Raw genomic sequence first — 14,044 nt, 5'->3', positions numbered from 1 at the left:
GATCATTCTTCTACAGGCACATTTCCCTGCTTCTTTTCGCGCATCGACTGGAGGTAATCACTCAGTTCCTCATTGGACATATGCGCCGCCTTGCCTGCCATGGGCATCCCCCGGGCAATGCGGTCCAGATACAGCCGGATATCATCCGGCGTACAATTCACATCGCTGTATTGTGCCGCAAGATGGCTCAGTTCATTCAGCGCTTCTTCGCTTACAAAAGCGCGCAGCGTGGTCAGGCTGATCTCAATGCCCTCCTGTCGGCAGCGCAGCATGGCTTCAAACAGCTCCTTCTGCTGCGGCAACACGAACTGTTCTGCGGTCAGCTGCCCCTGCACCAGATCGATATAGTGCGGCTCCCGCAGCATGGCCGCCAGCAGCCGCTGCTGTGCGCTGGCAATGCCCAGCGCCTGACTGCCGCCCGCACTGTACGGCACGTTGATCTGATTCATCTCACCGGACTTGAGCGCCTGCTGCTTTTTCTCCCAGCGGTGCTTGCTGCCCGCCCTCTTCACGGCGGTCTCCAGCTGGGTCATGATAGCTGTTTTGGAGATGTTGGTCTCCTCAGCCAGACGCCCCGCATACACTTCCTGCTCGGTAGGGTTGGAGCGCTCTGCCAGCATATTCACAGCTTCCTTCACGTATTCCAGCCGCTGGGCATCCTGTGCCAGATCGTACTGGCTGCGCAGACGGCCCAGCCGGAAGTCCAGTGCATTGCCCACACCATCCAGCAGAGCCTTGAACCGCTCTGCGCCATACTTTTTGATGTACTCGTCCGGGTCCTTTGCACCGGGGATCTGCAGCACACCCACCTTTACCGGGCTGTTGCGGAACAGTTCCAGCGAGCGCAGCGTGGCCTTCTGGCCTGCTTCGTCCGAATCGTAGCTCAGGATCACCTCGTCAGCATACTCGCTGATGAGCCGCACCTGCTCCGGGGTCAGGGCCGTGCCGCAGGCGCACACTGCTGTGTCGATGCCTGCCTGATGCATACTGATCACGTCCATGTAGCCCTCGCACAGCACGAACCGGCGCACCGCGCTGCGCTTTGCGATCTGCAGCGCAAACACCGTCTCTGATTTGTGGTACACCAGCGTTTCCGGGCTGTTGACATATTTCGGTTTGGAATCGTCCAGCACGCGCCCACCAAACGCAATGATGTTGCCGCGCAGGTCAAAGATGGGGGTCATCACCCGCTTCCAGAACAGGCAGTAGATGCGGCCGGACGCACTGCGCTTGAACAGGCCGCTGGCATCCAGCTCCTGCTGATTGTAGCCCTTATCGCGCAGGAACTGATACAGCGCCTGTCCGTCGTTGGGCGCATAGCCCAGCCCGAACCGGACGATAGTCTTGTCGTCCAGACCGCGCCGCCGCCAGTAGGCACGGGCCTGCCGGGCTTCCTCCACGGTGGAGTTCAGGCAGGCGTGGAAAAACCGTGCCGCCTCCTTGTTCATGGAGAGGATGCGGCTGCGCATCCGGCCTGTTTTGTCGTCCTCCTGCGGCTCCGGCATACCGGCCCGCGCTGCCAGCAGCTTAACGGCCTCCGGGTAATCGATGCTGTTGATCTTTTTCGTAAAGGTAATGGCATCGCCGCCTGCGCCGCAGCCAAAGCAGTAAAAGCTCTGGGTGTCCGGGTAGACGTAGAATGAGGGCGTTTTTTCGCTGTGGAAGGGGCACAGGCCGCCATACAAACGTCCCTTGCGCTTGAGCTGCACATAGCTGCCCACCAGCTCCACAATGTCGGTGCGGCGGGTCAGTTCTTCAATGTATTCGTGTGGGATCATGGATCTTTCAAACGACCTTTCGGATTTATAGGACATGCCACTTCCGGGGCACAAACAATTCCTCAAAAGTGCGGATGGCAAATTCATCGCTCATGCCACTGATGTAATCAGTCACTGCACGTTCTCTGCCCTCCTGATAAGCCAGCTGGATGTAAAAATTGGACATCCGGTCCACATGGTTCAGGTAATAATCGTACAGTTCCCCGATCACCTTGTCCACCTTCTGCTCTTCCCGCTTGGCGGTCTTGTCCACGTACACGGTGGCGTACATGAAATCCCGCAGCGCAAGGAAGGCTTCGTTTTCCTCTGCGCCCACCTTCACATCCCCATCGCTGTTGGCAAGAATACTGTTGATCATGGTGGTGATGCGGGCAGATTTTGTCTGGCCCAGCACGGCGGTGCATTCTTTCGGCAGGGTGGCTGGGTCCAGCACACCGGCGCGCACCGCGTCCTCAATGTCATGGTTCACATAGGCGATCTGATCCGCCATGCGCACGATGCGCCCTTCCGGCGTTGCCGCCCAGGTGCCCTTTGTGTGGGTCACGATGCCGTTGCGCACCTCCCACGTCAGGTTCAGGCCCCGGCCGTCCTTTTCCAGCTTGTCCACCACACGCAGGCTCTGCATGTAGTGCTTGAAGCCGTCCGGGCACAGCTCATTCAGCGCGCGCTCCCCGGCATGGCCAAACGGCGTGTGGCCCAGATCATGGGCAAGGCTGATCGCTTCGGTCAGATCTTCGTTCAGCCGCAGGGCGCGGGCAATGGTCCGCGCGATCTGCGAGACCTCCAGCGTGTGGGTCAGTCGGGTGCGGTACAGGTCTCCCTCCGGCGAGAGGAACACCTGCGTCTTTTGTTTGAGCCGTCGGAACGCCTTGCAGTGCAGCACCCGGTCACGGTCACGCTGGAACACCGGCCGGATCGGGTCCTGCTCTTCCGGCAGCATGCGGCCGCGGCTCTGGTCGCTGAAGGTAGCCCACGGCGCGAAGGTCATATGTTCGATCTCTTCTGTGCGCTGACGTACATCCATACAAAGTCGCCCTCCCTTTTTGTCGCCATTCCCCCCTCTCTGTTTCGGCACAGCCGATCCCAATTGCTGCGTCTGCGGCAATTGTAGCACACCCGCTTTGTCGAAGGGGGAAAAAGCCTGTCGGTTCGCAAAATAATGCTTGCTTTTTTATTTTTGCCGCTGCTGGGTTCAGAACGGTGCGTAGAACGGGTCGGATACCGTCACCTGTGCGCTGCCGCGCGTCAGCTCCCGCAGCTGTTCCAGCAGCGGGCCTTCGGTGTGTTCCGGCATCTGCCAGCACAGGGTCACGCGATCCGTGAACTGCGGCGCGGCCTGTTTTGCTCCCGCCGCATCGATCAGCAGCGATGCACGCTCATAAAGGGAGTAATCCACCGTCACGCTCAGCTCCACCACGCTGCGCACCGTGACCACCTCGGCATTTTCCAGTGCACGGGCCGTAGCCGTGGTGTATGCACGCACCAAGCCGCCGGTGCCCAGCAGCACACCGCCAAAGTAACGGGTCACCACCACGATCAGATCCGTCAGGCCGCTGTGTTGCAGCACCTCCAGTGCTGGTGTGCCCGCCGTCTTGGCCGGTTCACCATCATCTGAATAGCGTTCCCGGTTGCCTTCCCGCAGGCGGTAGGCATACACATTGTGACGGGCGGTGCGGTTGGCCGCACGCACCTGTTCCAGAAATGCAACGGCAGCTTCCTCGCTGTCCGCAAATGACAGCGCCGCAATGAAGCGGCTCTTCTTTTCTTCGTATTCTCCTGTGGCCGTGCCATGGATGGTGCGGTAATCCTCCACTGTGGTTCCTCCTGCATGTTATTCAAATCAAGTATAACATAAATCGTCCGTTGTGCAACCACTGCCGCATACGTTTTTGTGTCAAGGCCAGCTCCCGGTACCGCTGCCCGCATGTTCTCTGCCAGAAAAAAGCGCAGCAAAAAATCGGCTGAGCCCTGCGGCCCAGCCGATTTTTCTGAAGAAAGCATATGATTACGATGATTACTTGGTAAAGAGCTGGATCCACTGATGGCCCCAAGTGCTGGAGCTGTTGTAGTAGTAGCCAACACCCATTGCACGAGCTTCGGGATCCAGAATGTTTGCGCGATGGCCTTCGGAGTTCATCCAGGCATTCACAACTTCTTCAGGAGAAACACTGCCCCATGCGGCATTCTCGCCAGCAGCGGCATCCGTCACGCCGTACTCGCTGAGAACAGTGTACCACTTGGTACCATTGGGACGAACGTGAGAATTGACGGTTGCGATCTCTTCGGCGCGCTGCTGAGCAGCTGCGGTGAGCTTTGCATCGCCCATGACCAGGGGCTGCAGGCCGTACTTTGCACGCTCGGCATTGACCAGATTCAGAACTTCCTGACGGTAGTTGCTGGCGTAAGAGTTTTCGGGGCAAGAGAAGATCAGCACCCAGTAGTTGTTGTAAACACCGCCTTCATAGTGGCCCACGCTCATGGTGGTCGCGTCTGCGTTCAGGATGCGCTCACGGGTAAAATCAATGTTCATCCACTGATCTACCGCTGCATCGGGGGTGGAAACGCCCGCCATGTAGTCCTCGCCAATCGACACATCTTCGATGCCATTCTCTGCGAAGATGGTAAAATCGCGCTGGCCATTGGGACGAACGTAGGAATAAGAAGAGGCCAGTTCCTTAGCGCGCTCCTGAGCGGCACTATTGTGGTTGCTGTCGCCCAGCTGAACGGGCTTCAGGCCAGCCTTTGCGCGCTCGTTGTTTACGCGGCGCAGGAACTCGTTCTGATAAGCTTCGTCCTGAAAGCTGATGTAGGAATTTTCTTCTTCGATGGAGGCAGAAACCGAAGCCTCAGCTGCGTTTGCAGTAACGGGCTTGAGAGATGCAGCACCAAAAACCACAGCCAGAGTCATAGCTGCTGCTGCGATATTCTTCAGGGTGCGCATCTCGAGTTTCATAAGACATCCTCCGCAAGCTTTTGTATATAAAAGCTTTTTTGCATTCATGTGAATGCGTATTGCAACACATTTGCAACTCTTCCGTTTCAATTGCGTTGCTATTGTGCAACAAGAGTATCACAATAGCATCTCATCGTCAAGGGGTTTCTGTCGATTTTTTGAGAGAAAATGCAAAAAAATCAAAATTTCCCGTTCCGAAAACGTTTCACAAGCGCAACAGGTTCATCCAAGATACCGTAAATTTGTTACGTCTGTGTTGCGCTTCACCGTTTTCAGGATTGTTTCGTCACACTTAACGTGTTGCATTTTATTTTTCTACACCTTTTCTGCAGCGCTTTTCATGCATTTTTCCGTATGTTTATTCGCTTATATGCATATTTCAAAGTGTAACAGACTTTTGTGTGCGCTTTTCCGTTCCACTCTCCTCCCATCCCGCAGCCCTTTTCTGGGCTGCAGCCGGCCTTTGGCTGTACTTTCTGCAACAAAAAACAGCACAGGCAGCCTTTTCAGGGCCATCTGTGCTGTGCCGTATTCCTTACATAAAAAGAAGAGCGGCTCCGAAGAGCCGCCCTCCCACAATTCAGGCTATGCTATAAAAAGATCTCGCGTCAGTCGATCACTGAGCAGCCTTTGCTGCCTCGATCTGCTTGATCAGCTCGGGCACGACCTTGAACAGATCGCCCACGATGCCGTAGTCAGCCACGCCGAAGATGGGAGCACCCTCGTTCTTGTTGACAGCGATGATGCACTCGGAGTCCTGCATACCAGCAGTGTGCTGGATAGCGCCGGAAATGCCCAGAGCAACATAGATCTTGGGGTGCACGGTCTTGCCGGTCTGGCCAACCTGATGGTCAGCAGTCATCCAGCCTGCATCGGTGACGGCACGGGAAGCACCCACAACGCCGCCGCCCAGAGCAGCTGCCAGCTGCTCAGCCAGCTCAATGCCCTTCTGGACATCCTTGCTGATGCCGCGGCCGACAGAGACGATCACGTCTGCGCCGATCAGATCGACCAGCTTCTCAGCGGCCTTCTCAACGCTCAGGACCTCGGTCTTGATGTCCTCAGCAGCCAGAGCGAATGCGGGCTTCACGATCTGGCAGGCATCAGCCTTGGCCTGATCGAAGGGAGCCTTCTTCATAACGCCGGGGCGGACGGTGGACATCTGCGGACGGAAGCGGGGGCAGATGATGGTAGCCATCAGATGGCCGCCGAATGCAGGACGGGTCATCTTCAGGTTGCGGTCTTCCATATCGAACTTCTGCTTGGACAGGTCGATGGTGGAGCTCTCCTTCAGGAAATCGATGTACTTTGCAGTGTCGATGTCCAGATGGGTAGCATCAGCGGTCAGGCCGGTGTGCAGACGAGCTGCGCAGCGGGGGCCCAGATCGCGGCCGATGTTGGTTGCACCGATCAGCAGGACTTCGGGCTTGTACTCGTTGACCATGTCGCACACGACCTTAGCGTATGCATCGGTGGTGTAATCCTTCAGCAGGGGGCTGTCGCAGACCATGACCTTATCGGCACCATAGCCGCCCAGCTCCTTGGCAATGCCTTCCACGTTGTCGCCCAGCAGCAGACCGGTGACCTCGCAGCCCAGCTCATCAGCCAGCTTGCGGGCCTCGCTCACCAGCTCGAAATCAGTGGGCATCAATGCGCCCTGGCGCTGCTCGCAGAAGACCCATACGCCCTTGTATTCGTTAAAATCAGCCATTGTAATCCTATGCTCCTTTCATCAGATCAGGTGCTTCTTGGCCAGGATACCAGCCAGCTGTGCGGCAGTATCGTCGCCCTTCAGCATGGTGCCTGCGCCCTTCTGCGGAGGAGTGAAGGACTTAAAGACGTTCGTCGGAGAACCCTTCAGACCGATGGTATCAACCTCGATCAGCGGATCGTCCTTCAGTGCGTTGTAATCAAACACTTCCATCGGCTTGTCGTAGCAGGTGAAGATGCCGTTCACGCTCATGTAACGGGGCTGGTTCAGCTCCTTGATGCAGGTCAGCAGGCAGGGAGTCTGCACCTTGACCATCATGTAGCCGTCTTCCAGCATACGCTTCACGGTCAGAGTGTTGCCATCCTTCTGGATGTCTGCCACGTAGGTGACCTGAGGCAGATGCAGCTTTTCAGCGATCTGCGGGCCGACCTGTGCGGTATCGCCATCGATTGCCTGACGGCCGCAGAACACAACGTCCTCGGGGCCAACGCCGATCTTGTTGACAGCAGCAGCCAGGATCTGGCTGGTTGCAAAGGTATCGGAGCCGCCGAACTCACGGCCGGAGACCAGAACAGCCTTATCAGCGCCGCGGGCCAGCAGCTCACGCAGCATGCCTTCTGCCGGCGGGGGACCCATGGTAACAACAACGACTTCGCAGCCGGTAGCGTCCTTGAGCTTCAGAGCAGCCTCCAGAGCGTTCAGGTCATCAGGGTTGGTGATGGTAGCCATCGAAGCACGGTCCAGAGTGCCATCGGGCTTGACGGACACCTTGCCGGAGGTATCAGGAACCTGCTTTACACAAACAATTGCTTTCATTGTAACTCTTGCCTCCCTTACTTCAGCAGCGCGCCGGAAATGACCATCATCTGCACTTCGCTGGTGCCCTCGTAGATCTCAGTGATCTTGGCATCACGCATCATGCGCTCGATGGGATAGTCACGGGTGTAGCCGTAACCGCCGAACAGCTGCAGGCAGCGGCGGGTCACATCGCTTGCGGTGCGGGCTGCGATCAGCTTTGCCTGAGCAGCCTCGACGCTGTAACGAACCTTCTTGCCGTCCATTGCTTCCTGCTTCTTCAGAGCAGCAGCGTAGACCAGATACTTTGCAGCCTCAACGCGTGCCTTCATCTCAGCCAGCTCGAACTGGGTGTTCTGGAATGCGGAAATGCTGCGGCCGAACTGCTTGCGCTCCTTGACGTAAGCAACGGTCTCTTCCAGAGCGCCCTCGGCAATGCCCAGAGCCTGAGATGCGATACCGATACGGCCGCCGTCCAGAGTAGCCATAGCCAGCTGGAAGCCGCGGCCACGCACACCCAGCATACGGTCAGCAGGGATGCGGCAGTCCTCAAAGATCAGCTCGCAGGTGGAAGAACCGCGGATGCCCATCTTGTCCTCAGCCTTACCGACGGAGAAGCCCGGGTCGGTGCGCTCCACGATAAAGGCGGAGCACTGCTTGGTGGGACGGCCCTTCTTGTCGGGCACGATATCGGTGACAGCAATAACGATAAAGACGTTTGCGTAGCCGGCGTTGGTGATGAAGATCTTGGAACCGTTCAGAATCCAATCACCGGTCTCGGGGTCCTGCTTTGCAAAGGTCTGCTGACCCTGTGCATCGGTGCCGGCACCCGGCTCAGTCAGGCCGAAAGCACCCAGCCACTCACCGCTGCACAGCTTGGGCAGATACTTTGCCTTCTGCTCGGGAGTACCATTTTCATAAATAGGAGCAGCACACAGGCTGGTGTGAGCAGAGACGATGACACCGGTGGTGCCGCAGACCTTGCTCAGCTCTTCCACTGCCATGACGTAGGACAGCACATCGCCGCCTGCACCGCCGACCTCAGTCGGGAAATAAATGCCCATCATGCCGAGCTTGCCCATCTTTTCGACGGTCTCTTTGGGGAAGTACTCTTCCGCATCAACCTTCTTTGCCAGGGGCTTGACTTCGTTCTCAGCAAACTCGCGGTACATTTTCTGTACCATCTGCTGCTGCTTGGACAGAGTAAAATCCATCGCTATATCCTCCTAACGGGTCTTTTTCATTTACCGGAATTGCCCGGTGCAAACAAATTCCTCCCGGCCGCGTTTCCACGGTCGGGAGAAACGTTTATCAGAATTTACAGCTGGTCAACAGGGGTCTTGGTGCGGTCTGCGTTGTAAACGTAGAAGCCCTTGCCGCTCTTGCAGCCCAGGTTGCCGCCACGGACCATCTTACGGATCAGCGGGCAGGCACGATACTTGCTGTCGCCGGTCTCCTTGTACAGCACATCCATGATGGCCAGGCAGATATCCAGGCCGATGAAGTCGCCCAGCTCCAGGGGACCCATGGGGTGGTTGGCACCCAGCTTCATAGCGGTGTCGATGCCGGCGATATCGGAAACGCCTTCCATCTTGATGAAAGCAGCTTCGTTGATCATGGGGATCAGGATGCGGTTGACGACGAAGCCTGCAGCCTCATTGACCTGAACCGGCTGCTTGCCGATGGCAACAGAGATCTCCTTGATCTTCTCAACGGTCTCAGCGGGAGTGTTGCAGCCTGCGATGACCTCGATCAGCTTCATGCGGTCTGCGGGGTTAAAGAAGTGCATGCCGACCAGCGGACGGCTAACGCCCTTGCCAATCTCGGTGATGGACAGAGAAGAAGTGTTGGAAGCGAAGATGCACTCGGGCTTGCAGATCTTATCCAGTTCGCCGAAGGTGGTCTGCTTGACCTTCATATCCTCAAAAGCAGCCTCAACGACCAGATCGCAGTCAGCGCACAGGTCTTCCTTCAGGCCCGGGGTGATGGCAGCAACGATAGCGTCTGCCTTTTCCTGCGTCATCTTTCCCTTGGCAACCAGCTTCTCGTAGCCCTTCTTGATCTTTGCCAGACCATTCTCGGCCCACTCCTGCTTGATGTCGCACAGAGCAACGGTGTTGCCCTCAACCTGTGCAAATGCCTTTGCGATGCCCTGGCCCATGGTGCCAGCGCCGATAACACCGATCTTCATAGGAAACCTCTCCTTTAATATCAAAAATTATGTAGTAATGGATTAGTTGTTGGTGAACACTGCCTTGGGCTTCGGCTTCTCACGGCTCAGGAAGCAGGCCATGCCTTCCTTCTGGTCGTGGGTCTCGAAGCAGCTGCCGAACAGCTTTTCCTCGACCTCAACAGCCTTCTCGATGGGCAGGCTGATGCCGCCGTTGATTGCCTTCTTGCAGTTGCGTACAGCGATGGGTGCATTCTTTGCGATCTTGCCGGCCAGCTTCAGCACGTTCTCCATCAGTTCAGCCTGAGGATACACAGCGTTCACCAGACCAATGCGCAGAGCCTCGTCCGCCTTGATGTTCAGTGCAGAGTAGACCAGCTGCTTTGCCATACCCATGCCGACCAGACGTGCCAGACGCTGGGTGCCGCCGAAGCCCGGGGTGATGCCCAGACCCACTTCCGGCTGGCCGAACACAGCGTTGTCAGAGCAGATGCGGATGTCGCAGCTCATAGCCAGCTCGTTGCCGCCGCCCAGTGCAAAGCCGTTCACGGCTGCAATAACGGGGATGGGGAAGCTCTCGATCATCAGGAACACATCATTGCCCAGCTTGCCGAAGGCCTCGCCCTCTGCCTTGGTCATGGTGCTCATGGAACCGATATCTGCACCTGCCACGAAGCTCTTGTCGCCTTCGCCGGTCAGAACGATGCAGCGGACAGTCTCCTGATCCACAGCCTCAAAAGCTGCCTTCAGGTCTGCCAGAACTTCGGGATTCAGGGCATTCAGTGCCTTGGGGCGGTCGATGGTAATGATCTCAACTGCACCCTGCACCTCGGTTTTTACAAATGCCATTGTGAAAACCTCCTATTCAAATCTTATCAATTATCACAAACAGCCCCCGGACGGAGGAAAGGCTCTCCGGTTCCCTTCCCCGTCCGGGTCTGTCATTCAGTCAGGATTCCAAGAGGTGGAACTTAGTCCATCTCAACGATGGTAGCGCAGCCCATGCCGCCGCCGATGCACAGGGTAGCCAGACCCTTGTGAGCACCGCGATGCTTCATAGCATACAGCAGGGTGACCAGGATACGAGCGCCGGAAGCGCCGACCGGGTGGCCCAGAGCAATTGCGCCGCCGTTGACGTTCACCTTGCTCATATCAAAGTTCAGAGCCTGGCTGACAGCCACAGACTGAGCAGCAAATGCCTCGTTGGCCTCGATCAGATCCATGTCAGCAACGCTCATGCCGGTCTTAGCCATGACCTTCTTGGTAGCAGCGATGGGGCCCAGACCCATGACTTCCGGCTCAACGCCAGCCAAAGCACCTGCGACCCAGGTAGCCAGAGGCTTCACGCCCAGCTCCTTAGCCTTCTCCTCGCTCATGATGACCAGAGCAGCAGCGCCGTCATTGATGGCGGAAGAGTTGCCGGCGGTCACGATGCCGTCCTTGGTGAAAGCGGGCTTCAGCTTTGCCAGCACTTCAGGAGCGCTCAGACGGGGGCCTTCATCAGTATCGAACACGGTGTCGCCCTTCTTGCCCTTGATCACAACGGGAACGATCTCGTCCTTGAAAGCGCCGTCCTTGATGGCCTTGTCAGCCTTCAGCTGGCTGTTGTATGAGAACTCGTCCAGCATCTCACGGGTGATGGGGCTGTAGCCGTACTTCTTCTGATAGGTCTCGTTGGTGCAGACGTTCTCAGCGGTCATGCCCATGTGCTTGTTGAAGCCGCAGGCATCCCACAGAGCATCGTTGACCATGGTATCCACGATCTCGCTCTTGCCCATAGGAGCGCCCATGCGGTAGCCGTAACGAGCCTTCTGCAGTGCGAAGGGAGCCATGTCCATGTTCTCCATGCCGCCTGCGACCACGATATCAGCATCGCCAGCCTCGATCATCTGAGCAGCCATATTGACGCAGTTCAGACCGGAGCCGCACACCACGTTGACAGTGACAGCCGGGGTCTCGATGGGCAGGCCAGCCTTCAGAGCAGCCTGACGAGCGACGTTCTGGCCCAGACCGGCCTGAATGACGCAGCCCATGTAGACATGATCGACCTGCTCGGGAGCGACGTTTGCACGGTTCAGAGCTTCCTTGATGACGATGGAGCCCAGCTCAACTGCGGGAACGTTTGCCAGAGTGCCGCCGAACTTGCCAATAGCGGTACGGCATGCAGATGCGATAACGATCTTTTTCATGTGAATAGCCTCCTGAATTGTGTATGTGTTACTTTTCGTAAGCCATTTTTATCAAAACGCCCGTAAGCGCTTTTACAAATTAGGTCTCGGGGTCTTTTTTCTGCCGGATCAGCGCATACTTTTCGTTGACCGCCTTTTCCACATTGGGTGTGACGAACTTACCGATGTCGCTGCCGTAGTAAGCTGCCTCTTTTACAATGGTGGAAGAAAGGTAGCTCCACTTGATGCTCGTTGCCAGAAACATGGTCTCGATGCCGGGCATCAGTGCGTGATTGGTCTGCGCAAGCTGGATCTCGTTTTCAAAATCCGTCACCGCCCGCAGGCCCCGCACCATCACCGAAGCGTGCCGTTTCTTGGCGAACTCCACGGTCAGGCCGTCGAAGCTCTCCACCGAAACATTCTGGATGCCTTTGCAGCACTCCTTTAGAAGCTCCACGCGTTCCTCCACGGTGAACAGCGGATTCTTTGCGCTGTTGTTGAGCACCGCCACGATCAGATGATCGTTAATCTTTGCTGCGCGCTTGATGATATCGAGATGCCCTTTTGTGACCGGATCGAACGAACCGGGATAAACTGCTGTTGCCATCGTCTGGTGTCCTCCTTGAGCGCTGTGAAAAGCGCGTTTTGGTTCTGCCATGATAGCACTTTCCAGTCTTGGGTGCAAGATTTTTGTGCAAGCTGTACGTTTTATCGTTAAAATTTAAACAATCAATGTCATGCTGCATCGCAGCTGCTTGCTACGCTATAAGTAAACCATATCGTCAAAATTTTATCAAGTCCTTTTGCAAAGATTTTGGTTTTTCAGCACCAAACAATCGTCCAAAAACTCCGCGAATTTTGTCCATATTGCCAGTCGGTCAAAATTTTCTCGATAAACTATTGATTCTACACATTGTTAATGTTATAACTAAGTTGTGCAGATCTGCTGCCCTGTCCGACAGCTGCCTTCTGCTGGTTATCAGGATATCATCCGCCTGTGTCAGAGCTGTGTTCAAATTGCCAACAGGTGGTAAACATCCTGCAAAGATTTGTCCGTGCAGGAAGAGTAAATGATAAATTTACAATTCCTTTATGTTATTATAGGAGAGGATGGTTTATAATGGATTTTACGGAACTGTATGCTCAGAAGAAAATGACCGCCGCTCAGGCTGCCGCACTGGTCAAAAGCGGTGACTGGGTGGATTACGGCTGGGCTGTGAACACCCCTGTGGCGGTGGATGCCGAGATTGCAAAGCGTCTGCCTGAGCTGGAAGGTGTCAACTTCCGCGGCGGCATCCTGATGTGGGTGCCCGCGATCTTCCAGATCGACGATCCCGCTGCACACATGACATGGAACAGCTGGCATATGGGCGGCATTGAGCGCAAGGCCATTGCACAGGGCTTCTCCTTCTACTCCCCCATCCGTTATTCCGAGCTGCCCCGCTACTACCGCGAAAGCCCGGATCCGCTGGATGTGGCGGTGTTCCAGGTGACCCCCATGGACGAGCACGGCTACTTCAACTTCGGCCCCAGTGCATCTCATCTGGGTGCTGTGTGCGAAAAAGCCAAGAAGATCATCGTTGAGGTCAACAAGAACATGCCCCGCTGCCTTGGCGGCATGGAGAACTGCATCCACATTTCTCAGGTCACCGGCATCGTGGAAGGCGAGAACCCGCCCATCGGCCAGATGGCCGCTCCCGGTGCTGCTACCGAAGTGGATCTGAAGGTTGCCAACCTGATCGTTCCGCAGATCCCCAACGGTGCCTGCCTGCAGCTGGGCATCGGCGGTATGCCCAATGCCATCGGCAGCCTGATCGCACAGAGCGATTTGAAGGATCTGGGCGTGCACACCGAAATGTATGTGGATGCCTTTGTGGATATCGCCAAGGCCGGCAAGATCACCGGTGCATGCAAGCAGCTGGACAAGGGCCGTCAGGTCTACGCCTTCGGTGCCGGCACCCAGAAAATGTACGATTACCTGAACGATAATCCGGAGTGCATGTCTGCACCCGTGGACTACACCAACGATATCCGCAGCATCTCCGCACTGGATAACTTTATTTCCATCAACAACGCTGTGGACATCGACCTGTTCGGTCAGGTGAACGCCGAGACTGCAGGCCTCAAGCACATCTCCGGTGCCGGCGGTCAGCTGGACTTCGTTCTGGGCGCATACCTTTCCAAGGGCGGCAAGAGCTTTATCTGCCTGTCCTCTACCTTCTTTAATAAGAAGACCGGCCAGCTGGAGAGCCGCATCCGTCCCACTCTGGAAAACGGCAGCATCGTCACCGATACCCGTGCCAACATCCACTACCTGTGCACCGAGTACGGCTGCGTGAACCTGAAGGGCCTGACCACCTGGGAAAAGGCTGAAGCTCTGATCAGCGTAGCACATCCCGACTTCCGTGAAGACCTGATCAAGGAAGCCGAAAAAATGCACATCTGGCGCAGGAGCAACAAAATCTGATA

At 56.4% G+C, this 14,044-nt stretch carries 12 protein-coding genes; 1 reads left to right on the top strand and 11 read right to left on the bottom strand.

Translation table 11 applies throughout. The annotated features are described in order from the left end of the window. Positions 1-2: 2 nt before the first annotated feature. From dnaG to coaD, 11 genes are all read right to left on the bottom strand, one after another. The gene (gene dnaG, locus DWY76_RS01800; protein WP_005940187.1) at positions 3-1,778 is read right to left on the bottom strand and encodes a DNA primase; all 1,776 of its coding nucleotides are present in this window, start codon (positions 1,776-1,778) and stop codon (positions 3-5) included. A gap of 25 nt (positions 1,779-1,803) precedes the next feature. Continuing rightward, on the bottom strand, positions 1,804-2,802 hold the full coding sequence (locus DWY76_RS01795; RefSeq protein WP_097778128.1) for a deoxyguanosinetriphosphate triphosphohydrolase: 999 nt from the start codon (positions 2,800-2,802) through the stop codon (positions 1,804-1,806). A gap of 168 nt (positions 2,803-2,970) precedes the next feature. Then, positions 2,971-3,591 (bottom strand): YigZ family protein, encoded by a 621-nt coding sequence (locus tag DWY76_RS01790; protein WP_120019711.1) that lies wholly within the window; start codon positions 3,589-3,591, stop codon positions 2,971-2,973. A 201-nt stretch (positions 3,592-3,792) separates the two neighbouring features. After that, on the bottom strand, positions 3,793-4,731 hold the full coding sequence (locus DWY76_RS01785; RefSeq protein WP_120079517.1) for a CAP domain-containing protein: 939 nt from the start codon (positions 4,729-4,731) through the stop codon (positions 3,793-3,795). Positions 4,732-5,347: 616 nt separating this feature from the next. Then, positions 5,348-6,442 carry an acryloyl-CoA reductase electron transfer subunit beta gene (gene acrA, locus DWY76_RS01780; protein WP_097774831.1) on the bottom strand — a complete coding sequence of 365 codons (1,095 nt, stop codon included), beginning with the start codon at positions 6,440-6,442 and terminating at the stop codon, positions 5,348-5,350. A gap of 21 nt (positions 6,443-6,463) precedes the next feature. Next, a complete protein-coding gene (acrB, locus tag DWY76_RS01775) occupies positions 6,464-7,258 on the bottom strand; it encodes an acryloyl-CoA reductase electron transfer subunit gamma (RefSeq protein WP_005940175.1) in 795 nt (264 codons plus the stop codon). A 17-nt stretch (positions 7,259-7,275) separates the two neighbouring features. After that, positions 7,276-8,451 (bottom strand): acyl-CoA dehydrogenase family protein, encoded by a 1,176-nt coding sequence (locus DWY76_RS01770; RefSeq protein WP_005940174.1) that lies wholly within the window; start codon positions 8,449-8,451, stop codon positions 7,276-7,278. A gap of 104 nt (positions 8,452-8,555) precedes the next feature. Beyond that, positions 8,556-9,428 carry a 3-hydroxyacyl-CoA dehydrogenase NAD-binding domain-containing protein gene (locus DWY76_RS01765; RefSeq protein WP_005940172.1) on the bottom strand — a complete coding sequence of 291 codons (873 nt, stop codon included), beginning with the start codon at positions 9,426-9,428 and terminating at the stop codon, positions 8,556-8,558. Positions 9,429-9,470: 42 nt separating this feature from the next. Further along, entirely contained in the window at positions 9,471-10,256 is a 786-nt protein-coding gene (locus tag DWY76_RS01760; protein WP_097774828.1) for an enoyl-CoA hydratase-related protein, read from the bottom strand. 122 nt (positions 10,257-10,378) lie between these two features. Beyond that, positions 10,379-11,596: an acetyl-CoA C-acetyltransferase gene (locus DWY76_RS01755; RefSeq protein ID WP_097774827.1), complete on the bottom strand. Its 1,218-nt coding sequence runs from the start codon at positions 11,594-11,596 to the stop codon at positions 10,379-10,381. Between the two features lie 79 nt (positions 11,597-11,675). Beyond that, complete coding sequence (gene coaD / locus DWY76_RS01750; protein ID WP_044953444.1) at positions 11,676-12,182, bottom strand: pantetheine-phosphate adenylyltransferase; 507 nt, start codon at positions 12,180-12,182, stop codon at positions 11,676-11,678. Between the two features lie 513 nt (positions 12,183-12,695). On the opposite strand from coaD, the gene DWY76_RS01745 reads away from it, so the two are divergent. Next, on the top strand, positions 12,696-14,042 hold the full coding sequence (locus DWY76_RS01745) for a butyryl-CoA:acetate CoA-transferase (RefSeq protein WP_097774826.1): 1,347 nt from the start codon (positions 12,696-12,698) through the stop codon (positions 14,040-14,042). Positions 14,043-14,044: the final 2 nt, after the last annotated feature.

It is taken from the genome of Faecalibacterium sp. AF27-11BH (assembly GCF_003603005.1).
GTDB lineage: Bacteria > Bacillota > Clostridia > Oscillospirales > Ruminococcaceae > Faecalibacterium > Faecalibacterium taiwanense.
Note: the sequence above shows the minus strand (reverse complement) of the source record. Positions and strands in the feature narration are given on the sequence as shown.

Bases quoted from the DNA above. Each gene is read 5' to 3' on its own strand.
- DWY76_RS01765 (WP_005940172.1), bottom strand. From the start codon at position 9,428: ATGAAGATCGGTGTTATCGGCGCTGGCACCATGGGCCAGGGCATCGCA.
- DWY76_RS01770 (WP_005940174.1), bottom strand. From the start codon at position 8,451: ATGGATTTTACTCTGTCCAAGCAGCAGCAGATGGTACAGAAAATGTAC.
- DWY76_RS01745 (WP_097774826.1), top strand. From the start codon at position 12,696: ATGGATTTTACGGAACTGTATGCTCAGAAGAAAATGACCGCCGCTCAG.
- DWY76_RS01760 (WP_097774828.1), bottom strand. From the start codon at position 10,256: ATGGCATTTGTAAAAACCGAGGTGCAGGGTGCAGTTGAGATCATTACC.
- DWY76_RS01785 (WP_120079517.1), bottom strand. From the start codon at position 4,731: ATGAAACTCGAGATGCGCACCCTGAAGAATATCGCAGCAGCAGCTATG.
- acrA (WP_097774831.1), bottom strand. From the start codon at position 6,442: ATGGCTGATTTTAACGAATACAAGGGCGTATGGGTCTTCTGCGAGCAG.
- coaD (WP_044953444.1), bottom strand. From the start codon at position 12,182: ATGGCAACAGCAGTTTATCCCGGTTCGTTCGATCCGGTCACAAAAGGG.
- DWY76_RS01795 (WP_097778128.1), bottom strand. From the start codon at position 2,802: ATGGATGTACGTCAGCGCACAGAAGAGATCGAACATATGACCTTCGCG.
- acrB (WP_005940175.1), bottom strand. From the start codon at position 7,258: ATGAAAGCAATTGTTTGTGTAAAGCAGGTTCCTGATACCTCCGGCAAG.
- DWY76_RS01755 (WP_097774827.1), bottom strand. From the start codon at position 11,596: ATGAAAAAGATCGTTATCGCATCTGCATGCCGTACCGCTATTGGCAAG.
- dnaG (WP_005940187.1), bottom strand. From the start codon at position 1,778: ATGATCCCACACGAATACATTGAAGAACTGACCCGCCGCACCGACATT.